Source organism: Prosthecochloris marina, assembly GCF_003182595.1.
Classification (GTDB): Bacteria; Bacteroidota; Chlorobiia; order Chlorobiales; family Chlorobiaceae; genus Prosthecochloris; species Prosthecochloris marina.
The window spans coordinates 175,353-198,872 of the sequence record NZ_PDNZ01000001.1 but is presented as its reverse complement, the minus strand read 5'-3'; the positions used below and the strand labels follow the sequence as shown (position 1 = coordinate 198,872).

Sequence of the window (23,520 nt, the reverse complement as noted above, 5' to 3'; positions counted from 1 at the left end):
TGCCATATTTCACTTCATACGATATCAGTAAAGCTCAGTCTGTTCTGTTTTTTCCTCCAAACGTTTCAAAGAAATCCTTCATATGCCGTTCGCCGTAACGTGGCGCGGTGTTGTCGATTTCGTTGACGGCAATGGCGAAAGCGAGCATGTCGGCGATACGGGCGTTCAGGGGTTTTATGAAGGAATGAAGGCCTTTGACGATCCAGAGGGGGATGAAGATGATTCGGGGTTCCTTGTCGATCGTTGTGAAGGCAAGGGTGAACATCTCTTTATAGGTAAAGATATCTGGTCCGCCGATATCGATTTCCTGATGACCGGGAGCGGCTGTATCGACGCAGATATCTCCCATATCCTCTCCATGGATCGGGTTGATGCGTAAGCTACCGTCACCTGGCCAGATGATAACTCCCGAAGTTGCCATTTTCTGGAACTGCAGCATGTCGGAAAAGTAGGCGTTCGGTCGCAGGATGGAGTAGTCGATGCCGGAATCCTTGAGCGCCTGGACAAAGTCTTCGTGAGCCTTGACGATCTGCATTTCCATCATTTCATCGGCTTTGAAAATCGAGACATAGATGAATTTCTGCACATCGTGAAGCATGACTTCCTGGAGAATATTGGCGTTGCCGAGATAATCAATGTCATGGTATGACATGCCGGGCTTTGAGCTTCTGAGGCCCATGGAGGAAAAAACCGTGTCGATGCCGTCTGCGATACCGAACAGCGTATCGGGTTTGGCTGCGTCGCCTGTTACGATTTCATCCACCACGCCTTCAAGCAAGGGTTCTCCGAATGGGCCGGGACGTTTGAGTTTTTCAGGGTCACGTACCAGCACACGCACAAACCAGCCCCTCTTTTTGAAAGCAAGAGCTGCATACCGTCCGATATGTCCCGAAGCTCCGACTACAAGCACTTTTTGCATTGCCATCTCGTTGATCTGTTACGCATCATGAACTCTCCGTTGCTTCCGGCAAACAGGATCTCTGTCAGCTTTATTGTCGGGTCGTCACGATGATTCATGGGGATTGCCGCGAATTTGCGGCAATGTTCTGTTGCAATGATAACGTAGATGACCGGTGTTTCGTTGAGTCCGTGACCGGAAACGGGTGATAAAAATAAAAATGACGAAAAAATCCCCGGGCAAGACCGGTGAAATAGTTGTTTATGATTTCAAGGATCGAGTCCGGGGATGGCGACATAAAGATAAGGGCACCTCTATAAATTGTCGTGAGCGCCTTGAGTACAAGGCGAACGGAGCGCTGGAACCGGAGAAGTGTGTCAGGGGGTCGTGACTTCGTAACTGTAGTCGAGCTGCAGTTTATCCGGTGTGGTGATTAATGAATTCATCGGAACGCACACATGAAACCATTTGCCTGCCATCAGGCTGGGCTTGTTGAATGAATGCGTTTGTCCGGGCCATAAGGTGAACAGTATTTTTGTGTTTTGACCGGGAAAGCACTTTGCGCCACCGGTAAAAAACTTGTCTTTAAAGGTCATTTTGACCTGTGTGTTATTGGTGACGCTCAACAGTTTTGCATTTTTTATCGAGGGTATACTTCCGGAAAATGGAAGATCCGCAAATGTCGCTTTAGGATCGTTTTCCTTGCGTAATGTCACAATATCGTTTTTGGTTACTGTGATTGGGTCCGGTGGGGGCGAAGTTTTTTTGCAATTGTTCAGGTATTGTTCTCTTTGTGTATTGTATGACTCTACACCCAGAGCGTTCGTTCCTTGGATACACCATTTGTAATGGTATTGGTAGTTGGAGCTCCACCAGTCCGGATTATCTCCTTTCGGACAACCTGACGCGATTCTTTTCTCGTTTTGCGCTACTGCTGTTTTGGCATACGTGTCACAATTGTTCGATATGCATTTTGCCAGAAACGCTTGTCGAGGCTTGATATCAACGGCGTTTCCCTGGAGGCATTTTTGATAGTAGTATTGATAAGAGTCCGAGTAATTGAAGCTTGGTCCGCAATTCCCGAGTTGTTGCAATGCCTTGGATATTTCCAGGTTATCCTTTGCGTTTTTATCGCAGTAATCCTCTTTTGTCATAATATGCTTTTCAATCCCGGGTGCTTTCTCGGCCTGAGTTACGACGTTTTTCTCCTGTTGCTCGAACATTGGAGAAGGTGCAGCAAAGCCGTTACTGAAAAGCAGTACAAAAGATACCACAAAAGCTGCTCCGATCGATAGCGGTGATTTCATATATCTGAAAGAAGAGATTTTACAAAAGGTGCGGAAAGCAGTAAGATACAAAACAGGATTATAATGGGGTAGTGGTTATGTTCAAATTTCAAAGGCCAGGACCGGGGACGAGAGAGGCATTGATGCAGTTCTTTCCGGTAAGGTGGTAGATGATCGTGGTCATTGCAGACCTTTGTTGCGTTTATGGAAGATCGTGCCGGGGTTTCAGTTCTCCCTTTTCCAGCGCATGAAAGAAGTTTCTTATTTTCTGATTGCGCGATCCCAGCCATGCTTTGAGGTGATCGGCATAGTGCATGGCCGATGTTTTTGCATTGCTGTCGGTCAATAATTCCAGAATGGCCTTGTTTACAGATTCTGAATCGAGCCGTGTTCTTCTTATACGGTGAGCGAATCCCTTTCTGACAAGACAGTCGATATTGTATTCCTGCTCGTACATCATTCCAATGCCTAAAACGGGTTTTCCTGCCAATGCGGCCGTCATAACGGTGCCGATTCCTCCATGAATGACCGATATATCGGCAAGACGACTCACGTCGAGCGCCGGAAGCCAATCGGTCAGGAGAACATTCGGCGGCACTTTTACGTACAGCTCCTGCAGCTTTGTTTTCATCGGTGACACCACATTGAATGGTTGATCCCGGAATCCTTCCAGAATCCTTTTGATGACTTGCGGCTTTCCGGAGCTGCCCATGGAAAAATAAACCAGCGGCTCTTGCTTCGCTGCAAGCCGGTTTATCTCTTCTGGAACAGGGCTGGCTAAATCAGCGATCAGTGGGCCGATGTAGTAGTAGGTGTCCGGTACGCTTGACAGGCCGGAAAAATCGGGTGGTTCGGCAAGAAGATTGTGGTCGCCCTGCCAAAGGTCGCGAAGATCGTACAGTTTTTCAATGCCGTACTCTTTTGCGACAGTGTTCAGCGGACGAAGAATTGTCCCGCCAAGCCAGGAAAAAGTCTGCCTGGTAAGCCATTTCAGTACAGCATCCGGCAGCAGCCTGAGCCCGGCCATGTCCAGGTCATCGGCATAGGCTCCAAGCCCTTCGTCGATCATGGCCTGGATGTCCCATGTCGACTGGGTCAGCCAGATCAGTGGTACATCGGCAGCCCTGCTGGAAAGTGTGATGGTTACGTTGAATCCCGTTACGGCAGCCAGCGGCCGCTCGTTTCGCAGAAAAGCAGCTTCCTTCTCGACCCGTTGCCGGGTTTGCTTTACCGTAAAGAACGATCCGATTTTTTCACCCTGGTCAACCTGGTAGAGATGCTCGATCTGTTCGTCGGTAAGTCCCGGTTCAAGGCGTGTCAGAGGAAAACCTTCATTTTCGATAAGCTCTTCGAACTGGCCGCCGTGAGTGGCAAATACGATATTGAATTCATTTCTGCAGGCTTTTGCCACTTCGAGCGTCCGGGTGGTTTCAGCCAGATTCCATGCTGCAGGAAACATTGCAATTGTTTTCATGGGGATTCAACCATTCGATGGGGTATGAGCGAGAAAAGGCTGACGGTCTCTTTTTATATAAAAACTTTTCAGAACATTCTCTTTCATCACCATGGTTTGTTTGCCGAGCTTTTGTCGTTCTTTGAAATCCCTGCGTAAAGGCGTCTCGGCGATCAAGATCGGGGGCTGCATGCCTCGTCGGTAAGGCCACATTGTGGAAAAATGAAAAAAATGAAACCTTTTTGCATGTTCGAGCATAAGATAAATGATGATGGCTGATAGCTTTCCCCTGATCGAAGTGAAGACCGGTTCGGGTAAATGAACATGGGGAGATAATGCAAGCAATGCGGGAGAAGAAGTGATGAACAACATGGTGAGTGCACTTTTGTCAAGGCTTTGGGGCAAGAGGATACGTGGCGGCAGGGTTGCTGTTTTTTGTTTGATGGTTGTCCCGAAATGTGAGGCTCGGAGGATATGAGAGACAGTAAGGGCGCGGTGCGTTGTTTTACAAAAACCGGCATGTTGTTCATGCTGTTTTTTATTCTCCAGAGTTGTTTAACGGGACACCCGGTTTATGCTCAGGAAGTGTTGCAATGGCAACAGTGTGTCAGTGAGGCGCTGCAGTCCAGGCCGGATCTCGCTGCCGCCGAAGCATCGCTGCAGCAGGCTGAAGCGCAGAAAAAAATTACCACTTCGGCTGAACGTCCTCAGATAAACGCCAGCTTGAGTGGCAAACGCAGCGATTCGACTCAAGAAGAACTCGAGAGCGCTTCTACTTTTTCCTATGGTCTCTCGGCCTCACAGCTACTGTATGATGGAGGGGTTACCGGCAGTAAAATCGAAGCCAGTAAAGAAGCACTGAACGCTGAAGAGCAAGCGTATCGTCTCGCGTCTTCGGATGCCAGATTGTCGTTACGGCGAGCTTTTGTAGAACTTCTCAAGGCACAGAAGCTTGTCGTGCTTGCAAAAGAGATCGAGCAGCGTCGTCGAGAAAATGTAGCGTTTCTGAAGTTGCGTTATGAAGCGGGTCGGGAGCATATAGGATCACTACGCCGTTCCGAGGCTGATCTTGCCGAGGCGGAATTCGAAGTTGCCCAGGCCGAACGTGGTGTTGTGCTCGCCCAGTCACAGCTTGCCTCGGCCCTTGGGCGCGATGTGCGTTCCACTTTGGTTGCAGAGGGTTCATTTGCGGTTGAAGAGCTTGCTGAAAAATCTCCTGATTTTCCTGCATTAGCGAAAGAGCATCCTGAAGTTCTTCAGTTCGAAGCAAACACACGTTCTGCTCGTTACGATCTCGAAGCTTCGAAAAAGTCGTTTTTTCCCGAGCTTTCGCTCAATTCTTCTTTTGGTAGAAGTTCCTTTGAAAGCTGGCCGCCGGATGAGCTGGATTGGAGTGCCGGGTTTGAGCTTTCGCTTCCTCTGTATACGGGGGGAGGCACCAAGGCAGCTGCAGCTAAAGCTCTTGGGGTAGTCAATGAACAGATCTCCAGAAGCCGGGGCGTTTATCTCGAGGTGCTCGATACGCTTGAAGAGCGTTGGAAAAATGTTCAGGATGCCACCGAAAACCTCGAGGTACAGGAAAAATATCTTGAATCGGCCAATCTTCGATCTACCATTGCCAATGCCCAGTATTCGAATGGTTTGATTTCTTTCGATGACTGGGTGATTATCGAAGACAATCTTGTCAGCTTAAAAAAATCACATCTCGATGCCCAGGCCCAGCTGTTCGTGGCCAGGGCTGAATGGACACAGGCAAAAGGAGTGGGACTGAATGAATAAAAAAGTGCTTGTCGGTGCAGCAGTGTTTTTCGCAGTAATCGTATTTGCCGTTGTGTGGGGAATGGCTCTTCGGAAGCAAGAATCCGCCACCAAACTGCGTGAGGTGCAAGCTGGAACCGGAACGATTCGTGAAACGGTTTCTACTACCGGTGTCGTAGAGCCACGGAACAGATTGAAAATCCAATCTTCGGTAGCCGGCAGGGTTGAGGAGGTTCTTGTCGATGAAGGGGTCATGGTCACGAAAGGAGACCGGCTTGCGTTGCTCAGCTCCACCGAAAGGGCGGCTCTTTTGGATGCTGCAAGATTGAGGGATAAGAAAGAACAGGCTTATTGGGAGACCGTCTACAGTAAAGCAGCCATTCTGGCCCCAATTGAAGGTCAGGTGATCGTGCGCAGCATCGAACCTGGTCAGACGGTTACCACCAGTGACTCTCTCTTTGTGCTTTCGGACCGGCTGATCGTAATCGCTTATGTCGATGAAACCGATATCGGCAGGGTATCACAGGGTCAGGACGCGACAATAACGCTCGACGCCTATCCGGATATTGTGGTCAGGGGGAAGGTCGAACATATTCACTATGAATCACATCTTGAAAACAACGTCACCATCTACCATGTCGATATCATCCCTGAGACCATTCCAAAAGTGTTCCGTTCCGGTATGAGCGCCAATATCGATATCGTCGTCGATGAAAGAGAAGGTGCTGTTTTGATTCCGGCCGGGGCCGTGCAAAATCATGACGGCCAGAGTGTCGTTATGGTCAAGAACCTTCAGGGAGATGCACAGGGAACCTATGTCAAGGTCACTACAGGTTTGCAGGATGAAGATCTCGTTGAAATCAGGGAGGGTATCGAAGCAGGTACTACGCTTCTGGTTCATGACGATTCGTTTGTGCTGCCTGAAAACAGCGGTAGCGGCAATCCTTTTCTTCCGCAGCGAAAGAAACGGTAATTCCGGCAATGATTACACTTGATAACATTCAGAAGACCTATAGTATCGGTGAAAGCTCCGTTCATGCACTCAGGGGAGTTTCACTCACTATCGAGCAGGGCGAATTCATTGCCATTATGGGGGCATCGGGTTCTGGAAAATCCACACTCATGCACATTCTCGGCCTGCTGGACACGCCTGACACTGGCGATTACTTCCTTTCAGGGCGCAATGTCAACTCATTGAAAGAGGATGAACTTGCCGCTTTACGCAACCATGTAGCAGGTTTCGTGTTTCAGCAGTTTCATCTGCTCAAGCGTATGAGCCTTGTCGATAATGTCCGTTTGCCACATATCTACAGCGGTGAAGAAGGGGATTTCCGAAAGGAGGCGATAGAACGTTTACGACTTGTCGGGCTCGAGGACCGGACTGATCACAGGCCGAATCAGCTTTCCGGAGGACAGCAGCAACGTGTTGCCATAGCCCGGGCACTCATACGCAATCCAATGATTATTTTTGCCGATGAGCCCACCGGCAATCTCGATACGAAGAACTCTTCGGAGATCATGAACATTCTCAAGCGGCTTCATGGAGAGGGAAAAACCATCATCATGGTGACGCACGAGGACACCATTGCGGCATATGCCGATCGGATTATCACCATGTCAGACGGCCGGATTGTCAGCGATGAACGTAAAGCCGGAAGAACTGATCGGCAGTTGCTCCGGAAGGAGCCCGTAAATCCGAACACCCATATCCCCTTGTGGCGCAATGGCCGTTTTTCCGGTTTTGTCCTGCAGGCGATGCAGTCCATTCTTTCCAACAAAGTTCGCTCGTTTCTCTCCGTGCTTGGCATTCTGGTCGGAGTGGCGTCGGTTATCGCCATGTTGGCTCTCGGTGCTGGAGCGCAGGTGTCGATGGAGGAGAGTTTAAAATCCATGGGTTCCAACCTGCTTTCTGTCAGAGGGGGATCTGCATCCGTCAGGGGAGCTGCTCAGGGGGCGGGAGCCGTTACCCGTTTTACCTTCAATGATGTTGAAGGTATAGCTGCAACGACGTCACTTGTAAAGCGTGCTTCGGGTATTGTGAGAGGTAGTGCGCAGATCGTGTATGGCGGCAATAACTGGAGTACTTCACTAGATGGGGTTGGTTTCGAGTATGGTGAAATGCGTGCTGCCATTCCAACTATCGGGCGATGGTTTACCGAGCAGGAACTGAAAAAACGTGAAAAAGTCGCAGTTGTCGGGATGACGGTTGCCAAGGAGCTGTTCGGCAGCAGCATGAGTCCGGTCGGCAAAACAATCAAGATCAACAGGATCAATTTCACGGTTATCGGGGTGGCTCCTGCCAAGGGGTTTTCAGGGCCTCGTGATGGGGATGATGTCGTGCTGATTCCGGTGACTACGGCGATGTACAGGGTTCTTGGAAAGGATTACTTCGATGGTATCTACGTTGAGTCGGTCTCTCCGGCCATGATTGAACGGACCAAGGATGCTGTCGAGCGGATCATTCGCAAGCAGCATCGTCTTGGTGACGATGATGATTCTTTTTCGATCAGGGACATGACCGAGATTAAACAAATGCTCTCCAGTACGACTCAGACCATGAGCCTGCTCCTTGGGGCCATCGCGGCAATCTCTCTCGTTGTCGGTGGCATAGGCATCATGAACATCATGCTGGTATCGGTTACCGAAAGAACAAAAGAAATCGGACTTCGAAAGGCGATAGGGGCACGAAAAAGCGATATCATGCTGCAGTTTATTGTTGAATCCGTAGGTATGACCCTCTCAGGCGGTTTGTTCGGCATTGTTGCAGGAATAACCGTTGCATGGGGGCTGTCGGTTTTTGCCGGCTGGGCGGTGCAGACATCGATGTTTGCGATTGTGCTCGCTACGGGTTTTTCGATGTTGATCGGTTTGAGTTTCGGACTCTGGCCGGCAAAAAAAGCGGCCGATCTCAAGCCGGTCGAAGCCCTGCGGTATGAGTAGCCGTCATTGATATTTCTCTTTTTCCATTTTCTGTAGGGCACTTCTGCTTTTATTATTCCGAGCTTCAATTACTTCGTTGATCCCTGCATGTGTCGAGGAACTCTGGTTATCCATGTTGTTCCTTTGAAATGAGCGGCCGGATAAGATATAAGAATTATAAAGCAAGGATGACTTGTGATGGGAAAAACAATTCCTGTGTCCGGAAATTGCGGTTTTGCGGAAAAATTCTTTTTATACAAATCATCATGCAGGTGATTACTGGTGCAACGTCCTCATGCATTCGCAAAACAAACAGTTCTGTTACGAACATCGGTCAATGAACCTCGAACAAGCTAAAAAACGCCTTTTTAATGGCACTTTTCTTCTTGGGCGGAGTCGCAGGGGCAAAGCTGTCGATGCGTTATTTGCTTTCGGCAGTGCCGAGGCGGCGGTTGTGCTGGTTGACGCGGTCGGGCGTGAGCATCCTGAGGCCGATGGTATTTTGAGCAGGCTGCTGACGATTGACAGCAAAGCAAAGCACGAGATGCATGCGGCCGTATGGGCTTTCTGGAAAAGGCAACGTTATGCGACCCTTTTGAACAAGGCCCGGAGTTCAGAAGCATTGAGAAACGTTCTTTATGATGCCCTGCGTGTTATGCCTCGTGATGATGAAGGCGACAGAACGGTTTTTGCACTGTGGCATCGGCTTGATGACAAAGTGCTTGCGGAGATGATCTCGAACCAGTCGAGGCATGCACCAGGGCTTGAAATGGATGCTCTTTTCGGTTTGGCGCAAGGAGATGCAGAGCGTTATCTCGTTCTTGAAGATCCTGACTGTTCAATCTTCGAGAAAGCATATATCATGGCTTCGGATGATCAGAAACGCAGGATCAACAGTACGGTATTGAAAAATCTGGACCCCCGCCTCGTCAAAGCCTATGTTCTTGCCGGTGCCGGAGGGCATGAGCAGGAACTTGTGCTGGAAGCTCTCAAGATCTCCGGTGATCAGGACGGATTGTTCGAGCAGGTCAGAGGAATGACGCTTCAAAACATGCTTGAGCTTGTTGCTTACTGGGAGCACACCGGAAACCTTCCTGACGACTCTTCCCGAAAGAAAACGGTCGAGCGAGCAGTGGCCCTCTATCGTGAACTTTGTTCACTCAATTTCAAAGCATCGGACGAGGTTCCGGCTGGTACAACAGACATGATACACTTCTGGGAGAAGCGCGAGGTTTCGGATGAAAAATTGCAGGCAGAACTTGGATATGACGATCCCATGGTAAGGGCCGGGGCGATCTATATAAGCGCGAAAAGAGGACGCATTTCGCAATCTCGTCTTCGTGATATAGCCAGAACGGGATCGTGGCTTGAAAAACTTGCTGCAAGACTTTATCTGCCGGGTGAGTTTCCGGAAGAGGAGTATGAGCATGTGGTATGGCTCAGGAAAAACGACAGAATCGATGCACGTATATTCAACGCTGTCATTCCCGGAACGATAGATGACAGTCAATTCTTTCTGGACAGCATGCGGGTACTTGGCGAAAGTGAAGATGCTTCCGATAAAATGTTGTTTACACTTCTTGCCATTTTGACCACCTTTCAGGGTCACTTTTTGCGCGGTATCGTTACGCTTGACGAAAATGATGACGCTACGCAAAAAGGGGCGGTCGAAACTGAAGACGCACCAGGGATTGAATGGTAGGTGTTCAGATATCAGAAAAAGAAGCATTGGATACAAAGATGTACAAAGCGCTGCAAAAGCTCCTTTGCAAGGAAAGGGAAGGTAACAACTCGGGTGCGGCTCTCCTGAAAGTCGAGCTTCAGGAAAAAGAGGCCGAGCTGCAACGTCTTCGTCGGGAATCTCGTCTTGAAAGAGAGCGTACTACTTATCTGACTGAAGCCGGCATTGAAAAGGCACTCGAAGAGGTTATGACAAACATCGCGGGCCCTTTGGCAAACCTGTCCGCAATGCAAGCTCGTTATCGGCAAGAAGGGAATATCAAAGTGGCGGATTTACTGAGCGTTGCCATAAAAATTGAAGCCTCCCTGCATGATTTCGGGTTTGAAGCATTCGGTGCGGTAGGAGAAACAACCTCTTTCGATCCCGGACTTCACCACCTTCTCGATGCAGATATTCCCGTAGAAAGTGAACCTGTTGTTGTAAGGTTTACGGGATATCGTTACAAAGGCAGAACGATACGCAAAGCAATGGTGAGAAAGGTTTCAGAAATAACAAAAGAGCAACTACCGGATGGCACTGGCATTTGATTTCGGAACCAGCAATAGTGTTGTCGTGCGTTGGAACGAAGTTCTTTGTAAAGGGGAGGCAGTCATGCTGCCGAATCTAACCAGAACGTATCCTTTACGACGAGGCGGGAATGCCACAGTTATCCCTTCATTGATTCATTACGGAAAAAATAGTATGCCAATGATCGGTGCACAGGTCGAAGAGGCTGGTTTGGCAACCCATCCCGGTACTTTTCGTTGGTTGAAAATGGATGTCTTGAGGACAGGCGGAGCGAATCGAGGTCGTCGTGTCAACGGGGAGGTTATTTACCCTCGAAAAGCAGCGGACGAGCTTGTTGATCACATTTTGATGTTCGTGCGGGGCCATTATGGTGATCTCGATGATGAACTTGTGGTTACTGTTCCTGTTGAGGCATTCGATCATTACCTGGACTGGTTGCAGGAAGCTGCTTTGAAACGTTTCCCGGGTGGCGTCCGGTTTCTCGATGAAGCGACGGCCTGTATCATGGGTTATCTGGACCAAATTCTCGACCGTAAACCGTATTGTATCGTTGATTTTGGAGGTGGAACCCTCGATGTATCTGTTGTTCGTACAGATTTGTCAGCTTCCGGTAATACGCGATGCAGGGTGCTTGGTCGAGCCGGAGAAGAAATCGGCGGGATCATGGTCGATAACTGGCTACTGGAGTATATACAGAAGCGGGAAGGGCTGGATGATGAAGATATATCCGTTGTCGGGTCTGCACTGCTCCGGCAGATCGAACAAGCAAAAATATCGATTTCCAACGGAAAAGATAAAGCTGAGATCAGCCAGTACAACGATATAAGCGGTTTGCTGATCAACTGTACCATAACCCGTGAGGTGCTCCAAGAGGCGCTTGAAAAGCAAAGAGAGCCAAACAAGCATAACCTTTACCAGATTATCGTACGGACGCTCGATCGTGCGCTTGACCAGGCACGTGACCGAGCGGGGATACGCAAGACGGAGCTTGAAGGAGTTTTTCTCGTTGGCGGAAGCAGCATGCTACCGGGTATTCATGAGAAAATCCGGGACTATTTCCCTGACAGCGAGCTTCACGGTGATAATCCATTCGAGGCAGTGGCGCTTGGTGCGTGCCGGTATGGAGGAGGAATGATCGAGCAGGCTCTGGCGCATGATTATTGTATGAAGAGCTGGAACCGCGAACTGCGTGATTTCGAGCTTGTTCCGGTAGTGCCTCGCGGGACGCCATATCCAACTGAAAAACCGGTGACAAGCAAATATATAAAAGCTGCCTGTGATGCACAGCAGGTGCTTGGGCTTGTCATATACGAGCGTTCAGTCATGGAGCGACCTGTTATAAGTTATGTCAACGGTGCCGAAGGACTTCGCCCCGTGCGAGAGGAAATGAGACAGGAGGCCAGGGAGAAACCGCTCAATCCGGATGATCATGAATTCATTCATGCAGATCCCCCCTCTGTGGTTGGTGAACGACGGTTTATTGCAGGATTCGGAGTCGATGAGCATCGTCGCCTGACACTCTGGTTGCGCGACAATCTCGAGGGGAACAAATCATTTATTCAGCTCAGGGACGGGATCAGAATTCCTCTTCCTGTTGCCAATTTTCCAGTGGTTAAGCTATGAACAATAATCTGGCTGAGAGTGTAAAAAAGTCGATTGTGATGAAAGGCTGGCTCGACGAGCTGAAACTGAATATCAATGCTCGTATCGCTCTTCTACAGTTAGTGACGATTGACGAAGAGGATGCGATGCATACCCTTGATGCATGGACACATGCCGATGATTGGCCGCAAGAAGGCATGGGGCTCATATCATGGGATAGCGGAGATCAGTTTATCGAAATAAAAGAACCGGCCGTTCCATTCGGTAAGCGCTTGGCTTCGCCGGAAACGGTGCTTGGCATCATCGATGATTATCAAGGAGCTGCCATATTTATCCTGAAAGATTTTCATCGTGCCTGGGAGCATCGTCCATCCGTGTTGCGTATGCTTCGCAACCTCTCGGCCCGTCTTCCTGCACGGGAGCAGCCTGTCAATATTATCCTGACAAGCCCTGAGCGCAACCTGCCGGTTGAGCTTCGACAGGATATTCCGGCAATCGATGTCGGCAAACCCGGGACTGAACAGATGAGAGAGCTCCTCGAGCGTCTTTCCTCTTCGAGCAACGCACTCAGAAACGTATCACCCGGTCTGATGGAAAGGCTTGTTGAGAGCGCGCTCGGGCTTTCGGTCGTCGAGGCTGGACGGGCATTTCGTAAGGCCATAGTGCTTGCCGGGAAAGGTGGACTTGATGAGCGTGCAGTCAGGCAGGTGTTGAATGAAAAACAGCACATCATCCGTGAAAGTGGTGCTCTTGAATTATATCCCTACACCGGTATGATGAGCAATGTCGGGGGGCTGGGAGCGCTGAAAAAATGGCTTGATGAAAGGCAGGAAGCCTTTAGTCAGGAAGCTCGGGATTATGGTTTGTCAGCACCAAAAGGCGTCGCTCTTGTCGGGATACCCGGTACAGGAAAAAGTCTCTGCGCCAAGGTTACTGCAGGGCATTGGGGGATGACGTTGTTGCGCATGGATGTCGGCGCGGTTTTCAGCGGGCTTCTTGGATCGAGTGAACGCAATATTCGCGAGGCAATACGAATTGCCGAAGTGATAGCCCCCTGCGTTCTCTGGGTAGATGAAATAGAGAAGGCTTTTGCCGGTTCAACCGGGGACAGTGGTACGGCCAGCCGTGTTCTGGCAACCTTCCTTACATGGATGCAGGAGAAGAGTGCTCCTGTGTTTGTATTCGCGACGGCGAACAATATTGACCGGCTTCCTCCGGAATTGTTCCGCAAAGGACGTTTTGATGAGATTTTCTTTCTTGATTTGCCGACAAGAGCCGAGAGAACGAGAATTCTCGAGGTGCATCTTAAACAGCAGGGCATTAGCATGATATCTCAACGCTTCAACCTCGATGCGGTCGCAAAGATGACTGAAGGATTTGTCGGTGCGGAACTGCAAGCCCTGGTCAATGATGCCATGTTTCCGGCATTTCGTGATAACCGGCGGGAGATCGATACCGATGACCTGCTTGCTGCCGCAAGAGAAATGGTTCCTTTGGCAAAATCCCATGAAAAACATATTGAAACACTGCGGCTCATGGTTGATCAAGGGCTGGTGCGCAATGCTTCCGATAATCTTTCAGGTGAAAAAGTAGACCTTGAAAGCATCCCCGAAAGCCGCCCGCGTCTTGATTGACAGGACCAAGTCAGAATGAGACACATGACAAAGAGATCAACGAAAGAACAGAGGAGTATTGAACTGGAGAGGCTCCTTGCAGAACTCCGAAGGCGTTCACTGTACACCCAAAAGCATAGTCTGCCGCCACTTGTCGTCAATAACGTCGATGCATCACCTATGGTACTTGTCCCTGGCGGTAAATTTGAAATGGGGGACGGGCTTGATGAGGATTGTGGTAAGCATAGCGTCTATCTGGATTCTTACTATATCGGAATGTATATGGTGACGAATCGACAATACAAGGTTTTTATCGATGCTACAGGTCATCGGGCACCAAGCCAAGGGGCATGGATCGACGCGGTGAGTGTCTGGCAGGGAGACACATTCCCTGAAGAATTCGCCACACATCCGGTTGTTTGCGTTAACTGGGATGATGCGAAAACCTATGCCGAGTGGGCAGGATGTATGCTGCCGACTGAAGCACAGTGGGAAAAAGCCGCAAAAGGGCTACAGGGGTATCTTTATCCATGGGGTGACGATTGGGACGAAGACAAGTGCCGAAACAGGAGCAACCGTTTGCAGGATCCGACAAGTGAAGTCTATGGCTATCCAGATGGGGTATCCGGTTACGGTACATGGAACCAGAGTGGTAATGTTTATGAATGGTGTGCCGACTGGTACGGGGAACGATATCCTGAGACCGGTTCACGGGAAAACCCAGAAGGGCCTGATGAAGGATCTTTGCGCCATGAACGGGGGAGCTGCTGGCGCTATAGCGATTCATTGTCGTTTCGGTGCTCGAAAAGAAGTTTTTGCGTTCCGGGAGCGCTCAACGATTTCAGAGGATTTCGAATCGTGAAACGCCTTTCGTGACAGGCGATGCTTTGTATGAGTAAGCCAAACAAAACAGATTAACGTGTTCACCGTACCTGGATTCACAATTCAGGGATCGTGATGCCAAGCGGTTCACTTTTTATAGTATTTCATCGCATCCGGTATCGCGTTTCGAATCTGGCGGATTCTGGATGCATCGGACGGGTGAGTGCTTAAAAACTCCGGTGGTTTGCCTCCTTTTGAACTTTTCGACATTCTTTGCCAGAAGCTTACAGCTTCATTCGGGTTGTAACCGGCCATTGCCATGAAGATCAGGCCAATCTTGTCAGCTTCATACTCGTGCAGGCGACTGTAGGGGAGAACGAGGGCAACCTGTGAGCCGACACCGAACGCTGTCAACCAAAGACTGCGTGTTTTTTTTGGACTTGATTGTAAGGCGCTACTGAGAGCCATTCCACCCATTTGGGTCAAAAGCATCTGGCTCATGCGTTCATTGCCGTGTTTTGCTACGGCATGGGCGATTTCATGGGCCATAACCACGGAAAGTCCTGCATCGGTTTTTGTATAGGGAAGGATGCCGGTGTAAACGACGATTTTTCCACCGGGCATGCACCAGGCATTTGGTGATTTATTTTCTATAAGGTTGAATTCCCATGAATAATTTCTCAGTTCGGAATAGAGACCACGCTGACGGAAGTACTGTTCAACTGCAGTTTTCAGCTTGCGGCCAACCCGCTTTACCCTTGCGGTTTCGACACTGTTTTGGCTCCGCTTGTTTTTTCTCAGAAACTCATTGTATTGTTCGTTACTCAAAGAGAGCATCGATGAAGCGGGAACGATATTGAGCTGTGAACGCCCGGTCACCGGAACGGTTGCACAGGAACCGAGAAACATTGCTGTAACAAGCAGTGCAATGATTCTGCTCTGCTTTAAAACGGGTGAGCTTTTTCTTGTCATGGCAGCATGAGTGATTGGGGATTAGTAGGTTGTCAGATGTTTAATCTCTTTTCTCCAGCTGTGGAAAAGTATGTGTCCGGCAAAACCGGCAAATTCAGGTTTCAATAGGCGTAAGGCCTGATCCTGTAGAAAAAGATAATTCTTTTGGGTCAATGTTTGTAACGCATCACCGACTGAAAACCATGATGCGAGATACTGCCTTACGTGCGTGTCTATGGGAAATGCCGAGAAACGATGCAGTCCGAACAGCAAAATGCAGTCGGCTATTTTATAACCTATCCCCGAATGGGCACAAAGACGCTTTCTGGCAGTTTCCAGGGGCATTTCAGGGTCTTTGAGACATTCCAGATCAAGTACACCCGACGCAACACTCTTTGCCGCATCGATGATGTTTTTCGCCCGTATACAGTTGTTGTTCGTGCAAAGCCTGAGAGATTCAGGGTTTGTTCCCGCAAGGGTTTCCGGAGAGGGAAAACCATAATATATAAAGGGTTTACCCTCTAGGGGCACGGTGTATTGTTCACCATATTCTTTTGCCAGATACGATATCTGTCTCCGTATGATTTTCATGCCAAGTCCCTGTGCGCACATGAACGTTATCAGGGTTTCAAATGCATTTTGCCGTAGAATTTTCAACCCTAAATAAGGCTTTATGAGCTTCCATATTCCAGGATAGCGTTCACTGAATTCGACAGGGAAGAGTTCGTTTGGATCGATATCGAGACAAAAATAGTTATTCATGAATTCATGAAATGCTTCATCATGTGAAAAGTTTTTTGATGTTGTAATGGTATAGCTTGTTTGTTTAGCCTTTTTTATGATGAAGATATTGTCATCTATTACGCCAAAATATATCTGTTTTCCATTACGAAGATAATCCCATCTAAAGCATTGTCCGCTGAATAAAGATCCCTCAATGTCGATGGACCTCAAATCTTTTTTTACTGTTTTTAATTTTTCTGTTTGCGTCATTACTGTGCGATATATGAGAGTTTTTTTTGGTTATAATTTGTTTGCTCTATTAGTATTAAGTTATTTTAAAATAAGTCTTTGGTATCTTTTGTATAAACTTTTATTTATTATTCGTGGTGCTTATTTCTGTTTTTTTTATTTTTTTATTCTTTTTGTTTTTATGGTTCTTTAGTTGTTTTTCTTTAATGAAAAAAGCCAAAACAACTTTTTTGTGATGAGTTGTTTTGGCTTTTTTTACTTTCTCTTCAGCTGTTGTTAACAGTAAGAGTAAAGGGCTTCCATTTCTTTTTCAAAGAAGAATTCTTCATGACCAAATGCGGGAACAAGGTCATCTAACCATGAAGCTGTTTCGCTGTATTCGGCAAAGAATAACTTGTTCGTCCACTCGGGATTTCGGCTTTGAGTGAACTTGAGGGCAAATATTTTTTCTCCATTGATTTCCAGGATATCTTCAACAATAATTTTGCCCGGTGAACAGGACATCGATGGTCCGCGTACGGTGCGGCCGAGTCCCGACATCTTTTGATAAGCGCTATTGAATATTTCGACTGCTTGAGCAAGAGGGACTTCAAAATAGTGTTTGGCTCCGGTATCCCTTTCCAGGAACATATAATAGGGTATGATGCCCTCCTGAAGCTGTTTTTGCCACATGGTTTCCCAGGTGCCTACATCATCATTGATGTGTCGAACGATTGGTGATTGACTGCGTATGACAGCCCCGGTTGACCGAATACGCCGAACGGCGTCAATGGCTATGGATGTTTCGATTTCTCTAGGATGGCTGATGTGCGCCATTATGGCAAGATGTTTGCCGGAGGAGACGACCTCTTCGAAAAAATGAAGCAATTCGTCGGAATCGTGATCGGAGGTAAATCGATGAGGCCACCAGCTCAGTGCTTTTGTGCCGATCCTGATGGTTCTTACGGTAGGGATGTTCAAGAGGGGCTTGATATATTTTTTTATCAAGCCGGTGTTCATCACCATTGGATCACCACCGGTAAAAATAATGTCTTTTACCTCAGGATGCTCCTGAAGATAGTTGACCAGCAGGTTGATGTCGTTGTTTGCGAATTTAAGATTTTCAAGACCTGAAAATTGAGGCCATCTGAAACAATACGTACAATAAGCGTGGCAAACCTGGGCTTCGGACGGGAAAAACAAAACACTTTCCCTGTATTTGTGCTGAATGCCGTGAAGAAAGTCGCCATTCATGCGAGGAGTGTTGAGTTCCATTTGCCCGGCAGGATTGGGATTCTGCAAGAGTTGTATCTCCCTCGCAGCTTGTTGGATCGCTTCCGGTTCAGCTTCTCTTCGCACAAGTTCGGATATTCGTTCAAAATCTACAGGATCAAGCATTTCGCTTTGAGGAAAGCTCAATCTGAACATAGGGTCATCCGGGATGTTCGACCAATCGATAAGGTTTTCTGTAACGTAGTTGTTCACCCTAAACGGATAGACGGCGGCAACGGTTTTGACAACGTGAAGCTGCTCTTCCGGTATTTCTCCGTATTGAGGGAGTGTGTGAAGATTATGTGCTGCGTATGAGCGATATTTCAGCATAACAACTGCTTTTGATGGTTGCTAAAATATCGGCAGAGCGTAAAAGGAATTGTAAAGCTCTAACCTGTATGATTAAACAAGACTCCTCGATACCTACGAGGTAATCTGTACATATATGTACAATTATTGGGTCAATAAACCAAAACTCATAAGGTTCGATGGATGAGGATGTTATAAAGGTGTTTTTTACCATGATTGTTTATCGATTAGTGTTTCGTATTACGATAATTTGTTTCTAAATTATGTCGTATTACGCTTTTTTGAACGATAATGCTTGCTTTTCTATGCAACAGGTTACTATTTCACCAAAATTTCAGGTTGTGATACCTCGAAAAATCAGGGAATCGCTGAAGCTCGTTCCAGGACAGAAAATTCAGGTTGTTCAATACGGAGAACGTATCGAGCTTATTCCACATAAAGAGGCGCATGAAATGAGAGGGTTTCTAAAGAAATATGAGACGAGGTCCAGTGGTCCGGAGGGGGGCTATGAATCTTGTGGATAGTTCCGGCTGGATAGAGTTTTTCAATGATGGCCCCTATGCTTCCTACTTTCTTGAAGCGCTTCGTGATATGGATAAGGTTATCGTACCGACTCTCTGTTTTTATGAGGTGTTTTCCTATGTCATGAAAAATATGAGTGATGCTGAAGCGCTTCAGGTCGTGGCTTTCATGCAGCAATCTCAATCCGTTGACCTCACGGATGCTGTAGCAGTGCTGGCTGCGCGTTTGAGCGCCAAACACAATCTTCCATTTTCTCCCGGGATCACACTTGCTACAGCTCAGCTCAATCATGCGGTGGTCTGGACTCAGGATCCGTTTCTTAAAGATTTTCCTGACGTAAAGTATTATCCGAAAAAAAAAGACTGAGTTCTCTTTTTCCTCTTGACGGATTGAGTAAATCGTTTCCTTGTATCTATATTCCTATTCGGCTAAAAGCCTTAGTGACCAGAGGGTTTGGCAACAGCAGAAGTTTGCATCTATGAAATTCCAGAGCAGAAGGATTTGTCGTCAGCTTTCCCTTTTTCTTTTTTCGGCTTTTCTTTTTTCAACTTCGGGTTGTCAAAGCAAATATCCAGACCTCGGTCTCGGAATGTACCTGTACCGTGATACGAGGGATCTTGTTCGTTTTGTCTATGATGCTTCTCTTGTTCTGCAAAATGAGGGTATTCAGGGCATCGACCAGTTCAAGGATAACCTCACGAAGTATACTACTCCCGACTATTACCTCTATATTTATTCTCTCGATGGCACGAACCTCTTTCATGGCGGAATGCCGGAATTGGAGGGTAAGAACCTTCTCGATGTTACCGACAAAAACGGCAAGCAGATAACAAAGCTTATCCTGAGGGCTATTGAAAATCCGAATAACCGTCATGGGTGGGTTCATTATACTTGGTGGGAACCGGGGAAATTTTATCCTGTTCCTAAATCTTCTTGTCATTTCAAGGTTACTTCCATCGATGGCAAGGATTTTTTTATCGGGGGGGGAATTGATTATCCTCATGAAGAAAAAGAGTTTATCAGAATTATCGTTGATGATGCTGTCGAACGCATAAACCGTGAAGGAGCATCGGCTATCTCATCGATCGCCGATCCTTTTTCCGAGTATAATTACCGAGACGTCCGTGTTTTTGTGTTTCATGCGGATGGTACCGCATTGATTTCACCGGTTGTGAATAAGCAATTTCAGAAAAGGAACATTGTCGATTGTGTTGATGAAGCCGGACACCGGCCTTTTGAAAAAGCATTGAAACGACTGAATGAAAAAGAGGCGACATGGGAAGTTTTTCTTGCAAAAAGCAGATACCAGCGTGGCTTGATAAAAAAAAGCCTTTACCTTCGAAAGGCGTTTCTGGACGGTAAGCTGGTATATGTTGGTGCGGTTACCGATCTTCCACAGCCACCATGAGTCATCGGGCAGTGGAGCAGAGATAGATTGTTTGTGGATGGTTTCATCGTTGGGAGAGCTGCATGATGAAACAAGGATGGACATGACCAATAACTGTCTGCAATCGGGTTGATATTGTGATGTTTTTGTAAGTTTTTTGATTTGAAGGCTATATGGTTTTTTAGATGTTCGTTTTTAACCGGTAATTTTATGACATCGGAAAAAGATTCAGCTCTCGAGTATGCGGTCAACGAGGTACCTCCAGTCGGGCATTTAATCGTTCTCTCCATTCAGCATGTGCTGTTGATGTTTGTTTCGGTCGCCCTACCGATTATTTTTACTTCCCAGATCAGTGAGACTTCCGAGTTCGGTGCAACGCTGGTTACCTTTTCCATGATTGCTGCTGGTTTGGGCTCGATCGTACAGTCGGTTGGACTTCCGTTTATCGGTTCCGGTTATCTGTGCCCGAATGTTTGTGGACCATCCTATTTCAGTGTTTCGCTCTCAGCCGCCTGGATGGGGGGACTTCCCCTGATGCGCGGAATGATTCTTATTGCCGGTTTGATTGAAATGGCGCTTTCACCGGTTGTTCAGAAGTTGAAACGTGTTTTTCCGAAGTTCATTGTCGGGCTTGTTGTAGCCATGGTTGGAGTGAGCGTTATCAAGATGTCCGTTACATCTCTTTTCGGCCTGGAGTACAAAGGAGATGCAATTCGAGCGGAGGATATCGTTATCGGAATGATGTCTCTTATGGTCATGGTGCTCAGTAATCTCTGGGGGAAAGGGTTCGTTAAGATATACTGCTTGCTGATTGGGATGATTGCAGGATGGGTGTTTGCCGTTGTGCTGGAGCCGAAGTACCTGCATAGCCTCATCAGGATTGCAGAAATACCTCTTTTCGCTCTCCCTTCAGCGGGGCCGGAGTTTCGACACATTACTTTCGATACCGGTCTTCTTGTTCCCTTTGTGATTATCGCTGTCAGTGGTTCCTTAAAATCTTTCGGTAATCTTCTCGCCGCGCAGAAAATCTCTGAACCTGAACCTGAACGTGAATCGGTTGATTATGTGCCTATCAGGAAAGGACTGCTCGCAGACGGTTTTTCAACAGCGCTTGCAGGTTTGTTGGGAGGAATGGCGGTAGATACATCCTCCAGCAATATAGGGCTCGCCGGTTCCACCAAAGTGTTGAGCCGCTGGATAAGCGTTGCTGCAGGAATTATTTTTATTCTGCTTGCTTTTTGTCCTAAACTGACCGTGGCCCTGACGCTCATGCCCAAACCGGTCTTGGGCGCTTCTATCATTTTTGCCGGATGTTTTATGATCTGTACCGGTTTACTCGAAATGTTTGCCGAAGAGTGGGGACCCCGAAAAACGTTCGTCGTGGGTATTGCCTTGATGTTCGGATTGAGTACGGCTTTTCTTCCCGAGCTCTATGCGCGTGCCCCCGAACTGGTGAAAATGTTTTTCACCGATCCTCTGCCGACCACGACAATTCTTGCTGTGATTCTGCATCAGGTTCTGAATCTTGACAGACTGTTTACGAGCTTGAAGCACACTGCAGGTTGAGGTATCACCTTTTTCAATCAAACAAAAAATAATATATGGCTGCAGAACCATGGATCAAGCATTATGATGAGGGGGTCCCTCCTTCACTCCAACCTTATCCTCTTCACACCATTGTCGATATCGTACGCAAACGGGCTCGTAAAATACCGCAATGCCCGGCACTTTTTTTCAAGGGTGCCTCGATGACCTGGGGGGAACTTGAGCGGATAAGCAATGCATTCGCACTGGCGCTTCAGGCTGCAGGATTGAAAAAAGGAGGAAGGGTCGCTTTGCTTGTGCCGAATTCTCCCCAAATGATTATTTCCGAACTGGCGATCTGGAAAACAGGTGCTGTCGCTGTTCCGATGAATCCTCTTTATACCGAGCATGAACTTGTGTATGCATTGAATGAATGCGGTGCGGAAATAGCGATTGTTCTGACTCCTTTTTACGAAAAGGTCAGGTCGGCAATCCCCTCTACCAGTTTGCGAAAAGTCGTAGCGAGTAACATCAAGGAGTATCTTTCTCCACTTAAAAAAATTCTTTTCACCCTTTTCAAAGAAAAGAAAGATGGCCACGCGGTAACGCTTCATGAGGATGATCTTCTCTTTTGTGATATGATCAAAACTCATCTGGGGTTGCCGGAACCCGATATTTCGACGCTTCCGACCGATCCGGCGTTGTTTCTCTTTACCGGTGGAACGACAGGAATGCCGAAATGCGCTGTCTGTACCCACCATGCTTTGATTATCAGCGGTATGCAGATTGCCCGTTGGTTCAGTGTTGTGCTTGACAGGGGCAACGATATCGTCATGATCAATATGCCTCTTTTTCATGTTTACGCTCAGGTCGGCATACTCGGGGCTGCTTTAGTCGATGAATATCCTTTTGTGTTGATACCCAATCCCCGTGACCTCGACGATCTTGTCGCTACGATCAAAAAGTACAGGCCGTCCGTTCTCCCCGGCGTTCCGACATTGTTTAACGCCCTTGCCGATCATCCAGGCGTAAAAAAAGATCGTAAGGCCCTTAGTTCTCTGAAGCTTTGTGTTTCCGGTGCGGCTCCACTGTTGCTCGAAACGAAGAAACGTTTCGAGGAGTTGACAGGGGGGAGAATCATAGATGCCTACGCTCTGACCGAATCAATGATAGGAGCTGTTCTGACCCCTGTTCTGGGTACCTATAAAGAAGGTTCGGTCGGCATACCGGCTCCGGATGTGAAAATTAAAATCGTCGATCAAGACGACGGGAAGTGTGAGTTACCTCCAAAAGAGGTCGGGGAAGTGATCATGCGTGCTCCACAGCTTATGAAAGAGTACTGGCAGCGCCCTGGCGAGACCATGGAAACCGTCCGGGATGGCTGGCTTTATACCGGTGACCTCGGTTACCTCGATAATGACGGCTATCTTTTCATTATTGACCGAAAGAAAGATCTCATCAAGCCGGGCGGGTTTCAGGTTTGGCCAAGGGATGTCGAGGAGGTCATCGCAGCACACCCGGATGTGCGTGAAGTAGGGGTTGCCGGCGTACCTGACAGCTATCAGGGGGAAGCTGTTAAAGCGTGGGTCGTGCTGCGTGAGGGGGCTCGGCTCGATGCCGAAGACTTGCGTGAGTTTTGCAGAAAGGAGCTGGCTGCTTACAAGATCCCGAAATTTTTCTCTTTCACACGTAGTCTGCCAAAATCTCTGGTTGGCAAGGTATTGCGACGTGAGCTCGTCGAGGAGCATTGTCGAGAGGTATCCTGAGAACTCCCGGCGATTTTGCACTGCATGTTTTCTTTCAGCAATTGAACAATATGGTTCTGTCATTCAAGGAGTTGTTGCTCCCGGGCAGTATGTGAAACGTTCGAATTGAGCCGTTCATCAGAGCGAGGTCTATAGCAAAAAAGGTTTTTTACGTTATTTATGCTGTTGTTCTTACATTGAATGTAAAGCTTGGCCATAACCCTCAGGCAAGTATTACAGTTTTGACTTGATTTCCAAGA

General features: G+C 47.9%; 21 protein-coding genes. 14 read left to right on the top strand and 7 right to left on the bottom strand.

The window, feature by feature from the left end; genetic code table 11:
* Positions 1-34 precede the first annotated feature (34 nt).
* Positions 35-925: an SDR family oxidoreductase gene (locus CR164_RS00925; RefSeq protein ID WP_110022037.1), complete on the bottom strand. Its 891-nt coding sequence runs from the start codon at positions 923-925 to the stop codon at positions 35-37.
* 193 nt (positions 926-1,118) lie between these two features.
* Here CR164_RS00925 and CR164_RS12975 point away from each other — a divergent pair, with 193 nt between their 5' ends.
* Entirely contained in the window at positions 1,119-1,289 is a 171-nt protein-coding gene (locus tag CR164_RS12975; RefSeq protein ID WP_153303682.1) for a hypothetical protein, read from the top strand.
* Here CR164_RS12975 and CR164_RS00920 read toward each other — a convergent pair.
* The 3 genes from CR164_RS00920 to CR164_RS00910 all read right to left on the bottom strand — a co-directional run bounded on the left by CR164_RS00920 (position 1,276) and on the right by CR164_RS00910 (position 4,009).
* Complete coding sequence (locus tag CR164_RS00920) at positions 1,276-2,205, bottom strand: hypothetical protein (RefSeq protein WP_110022036.1); 930 nt, start codon at positions 2,203-2,205, stop codon at positions 1,276-1,278. The genes CR164_RS12975 and CR164_RS00920 overlap by 14 nt on opposite strands.
* A gap of 181 nt (positions 2,206-2,386) precedes the next feature.
* A complete protein-coding gene (locus tag CR164_RS00915; protein ID WP_110022035.1) occupies positions 2,387-3,658 on the bottom strand; it encodes a nucleotide disphospho-sugar-binding domain-containing protein in 1,272 nt (423 codons plus the stop codon).
* 6 nt (positions 3,659-3,664) lie between these two features.
* Entirely contained in the window at positions 3,665-4,009 is a 345-nt protein-coding gene (locus tag CR164_RS00910) for a hypothetical protein (RefSeq protein WP_110022034.1), read from the bottom strand.
* Positions 4,010-4,111: 102 nt separating this feature from the next.
* Here CR164_RS00910 and CR164_RS00905 point away from each other — a divergent pair, with 102 nt between their 5' ends.
* From CR164_RS00905 to CR164_RS00870, 8 genes are all read left to right on the top strand, one after another.
* On the top strand, positions 4,112-5,416 hold the full coding sequence (locus CR164_RS00905) for a TolC family protein (RefSeq protein ID WP_110022033.1): 1,305 nt from the start codon (positions 4,112-4,114) through the stop codon (positions 5,414-5,416).
* Positions 5,409-6,368 carry an efflux RND transporter periplasmic adaptor subunit gene (locus tag CR164_RS00900; protein WP_110022032.1) on the top strand — a complete coding sequence of 320 codons (960 nt, stop codon included), beginning with the start codon at positions 5,409-5,411 and terminating at the stop codon, positions 6,366-6,368. Before CR164_RS00905 ends, CR164_RS00900 begins: the two co-directional genes overlap by 8 nt.
* Positions 6,369-6,376: 8 nt before the next feature.
* Positions 6,377-8,335, top strand: coding sequence for an ABC transporter permease (locus tag CR164_RS00895; RefSeq protein ID WP_110022031.1), 1,959 nt, complete (start codon positions 6,377-6,379; stop codon positions 8,333-8,335).
* A gap of 316 nt (positions 8,336-8,651) precedes the next feature.
* Entirely contained in the window at positions 8,652-10,016 is a 1,365-nt protein-coding gene (locus CR164_RS00890; RefSeq protein ID WP_110022030.1) for a hypothetical protein, read from the top strand.
* Positions 10,010-10,582, top strand: coding sequence for a nucleotide exchange factor GrpE (gene grpE / locus CR164_RS00885; protein WP_110022029.1), 573 nt, complete (start codon positions 10,010-10,012; stop codon positions 10,580-10,582). The genes CR164_RS00890 and grpE overlap by 7 nt, the downstream gene beginning before the upstream one ends.
* The gene (locus tag CR164_RS00880) at positions 10,566-12,185 is read left to right on the top strand and encodes an Hsp70 family protein (RefSeq protein ID WP_110022028.1); all 1,620 of its coding nucleotides are present in this window, start codon (positions 10,566-10,568) and stop codon (positions 12,183-12,185) included. Before grpE ends, CR164_RS00880 begins: the two co-directional genes overlap by 17 nt.
* Positions 12,182-13,798, top strand: a complete 1,617-nt coding sequence (locus CR164_RS00875) for an AAA family ATPase (RefSeq protein WP_239994414.1) — start codon at positions 12,182-12,184, stop codon at positions 13,796-13,798. Before CR164_RS00880 ends, CR164_RS00875 begins: the two co-directional genes overlap by 4 nt.
* A gap of 24 nt (positions 13,799-13,822) precedes the next feature.
* Positions 13,823-14,653, top strand: coding sequence for a formylglycine-generating enzyme family protein (locus CR164_RS00870; protein ID WP_110022026.1), 831 nt, complete (start codon positions 13,823-13,825; stop codon positions 14,651-14,653).
* Between the two features lie 93 nt (positions 14,654-14,746).
* Here CR164_RS00870 and CR164_RS00865 read toward each other — a convergent pair whose 3' ends face one another.
* The 3 genes from CR164_RS00865 to CR164_RS00855 all read right to left on the bottom strand — a co-directional run bounded on the left by CR164_RS00865 (position 14,747) and on the right by CR164_RS00855 (position 18,103).
* Entirely contained in the window at positions 14,747-15,571 is an 825-nt protein-coding gene (locus tag CR164_RS00865; protein ID WP_110022025.1) for a M48 family metallopeptidase, read from the bottom strand.
* Positions 15,572-15,592: 21 nt separating this feature from the next.
* Positions 15,593-16,543 (bottom strand): DNA glycosylase, encoded by a 951-nt coding sequence (locus CR164_RS00860; protein ID WP_110022024.1) that lies wholly within the window; start codon positions 16,541-16,543, stop codon positions 15,593-15,595.
* 255 nt (positions 16,544-16,798) lie between these two features.
* Positions 16,799-18,103: a KamA family radical SAM protein gene (locus tag CR164_RS00855; protein WP_110022023.1), complete on the bottom strand. Its 1,305-nt coding sequence runs from the start codon at positions 18,101-18,103 to the stop codon at positions 16,799-16,801.
* A 284-nt stretch (positions 18,104-18,387) separates the two neighbouring features.
* On the opposite strand from CR164_RS00855, the gene CR164_RS00850 reads away from it, so the two are divergent.
* The 5 genes from CR164_RS00850 to CR164_RS00830 all read left to right on the top strand — a co-directional run bounded on the left by CR164_RS00850 (position 18,388) and on the right by CR164_RS00830 (position 23,281).
* Entirely contained in the window at positions 18,388-18,606 is a 219-nt protein-coding gene (locus tag CR164_RS00850) for an AbrB/MazE/SpoVT family DNA-binding domain-containing protein (protein ID WP_110022022.1), read from the top strand.
* Positions 18,557-18,970: a type II toxin-antitoxin system VapC family toxin gene (locus CR164_RS00845; RefSeq protein WP_110022021.1), complete on the top strand. Its 414-nt coding sequence runs from the start codon at positions 18,557-18,559 to the stop codon at positions 18,968-18,970. The genes CR164_RS00850 and CR164_RS00845 overlap by 50 nt, the downstream gene beginning before the upstream one ends.
* Positions 18,971-19,082: 112 nt before the next feature.
* Positions 19,083-20,012 carry a cache domain-containing protein gene (locus CR164_RS00840; protein WP_110022020.1) on the top strand — a complete coding sequence of 310 codons (930 nt, stop codon included), beginning with the start codon at positions 19,083-19,085 and terminating at the stop codon, positions 20,010-20,012.
* 189 nt (positions 20,013-20,201) lie between these two features.
* A complete protein-coding gene (locus CR164_RS00835; protein WP_110022019.1) occupies positions 20,202-21,557 on the top strand; it encodes a uracil-xanthine permease family protein in 1,356 nt (451 codons plus the stop codon).
* 35 nt (positions 21,558-21,592) lie between these two features.
* The gene (locus tag CR164_RS00830) at positions 21,593-23,281 is read left to right on the top strand and encodes an AMP-binding protein (RefSeq protein ID WP_110022018.1); all 1,689 of its coding nucleotides are present in this window, start codon (positions 21,593-21,595) and stop codon (positions 23,279-23,281) included.
* Positions 23,282-23,520: the final 239 nt, after the last annotated feature.

Coding starts and splice junctions, on each gene's coding strand:
- CR164_RS00925 (WP_110022037.1), bottom strand. CDS start 925: ATGGCAATGCAAAAAGTGCTTGTAGTCGGAGCTTCGGGACATATCGGA.
- CR164_RS12975 (WP_153303682.1), top strand. CDS start 1,119: ATGACGAAAAAATCCCCGGGCAAGACCGGTGAAATAGTTGTTTATGAT.
- CR164_RS00920 (WP_110022036.1), bottom strand. CDS start 2,205: ATGAAATCACCGCTATCGATCGGAGCAGCTTTTGTGGTATCTTTTGTA.
- CR164_RS00915 (WP_110022035.1), bottom strand. CDS start 3,658: ATGAAAACAATTGCAATGTTTCCTGCAGCATGGAATCTGGCTGAAACC.
- CR164_RS00910 (WP_110022034.1), bottom strand. CDS start 4,009: ATGTTGTTCATCACTTCTTCTCCCGCATTGCTTGCATTATCTCCCCAT.
- CR164_RS00905 (WP_110022033.1), top strand. CDS start 4,112: ATGAGAGACAGTAAGGGCGCGGTGCGTTGTTTTACAAAAACCGGCATG.
- CR164_RS00900 (WP_110022032.1), top strand. CDS start 5,409: ATGAATAAAAAAGTGCTTGTCGGTGCAGCAGTGTTTTTCGCAGTAATC.
- CR164_RS00895 (WP_110022031.1), top strand. CDS start 6,377: ATGATTACACTTGATAACATTCAGAAGACCTATAGTATCGGTGAAAGC.
- CR164_RS00890 (WP_110022030.1), top strand. CDS start 8,652: ATGAACCTCGAACAAGCTAAAAAACGCCTTTTTAATGGCACTTTTCTT.
- grpE (WP_110022029.1), top strand. CDS start 10,010: ATGGTAGGTGTTCAGATATCAGAAAAAGAAGCATTGGATACAAAGATG.
- CR164_RS00880 (WP_110022028.1), top strand. CDS start 10,566: ATGGCACTGGCATTTGATTTCGGAACCAGCAATAGTGTTGTCGTGCGT.
- CR164_RS00875 (WP_239994414.1), top strand. CDS start 12,182: ATGAACAATAATCTGGCTGAGAGTGTAAAAAAGTCGATTGTGATGAAA.
- CR164_RS00870 (WP_110022026.1), top strand. CDS start 13,823: ATGACAAAGAGATCAACGAAAGAACAGAGGAGTATTGAACTGGAGAGG.
- CR164_RS00865 (WP_110022025.1), bottom strand. CDS start 15,571: ATGACAAGAAAAAGCTCACCCGTTTTAAAGCAGAGCAGAATCATTGCA.
- CR164_RS00860 (WP_110022024.1), bottom strand. CDS start 16,543: ATGACGCAAACAGAAAAATTAAAAACAGTAAAAAAAGATTTGAGGTCC.
- CR164_RS00855 (WP_110022023.1), bottom strand. CDS start 18,103: ATGCTGAAATATCGCTCATACGCAGCACATAATCTTCACACACTCCCT.
- CR164_RS00850 (WP_110022022.1), top strand. CDS start 18,388: ATGCAACAGGTTACTATTTCACCAAAATTTCAGGTTGTGATACCTCGA.
- CR164_RS00845 (WP_110022021.1), top strand. CDS start 18,557: ATGAGACGAGGTCCAGTGGTCCGGAGGGGGGCTATGAATCTTGTGGAT.
- CR164_RS00840 (WP_110022020.1), top strand. CDS start 19,083: ATGAAATTCCAGAGCAGAAGGATTTGTCGTCAGCTTTCCCTTTTTCTT.
- CR164_RS00835 (WP_110022019.1), top strand. CDS start 20,202: ATGACATCGGAAAAAGATTCAGCTCTCGAGTATGCGGTCAACGAGGTA.
- CR164_RS00830 (WP_110022018.1), top strand. CDS start 21,593: ATGGCTGCAGAACCATGGATCAAGCATTATGATGAGGGGGTCCCTCCT.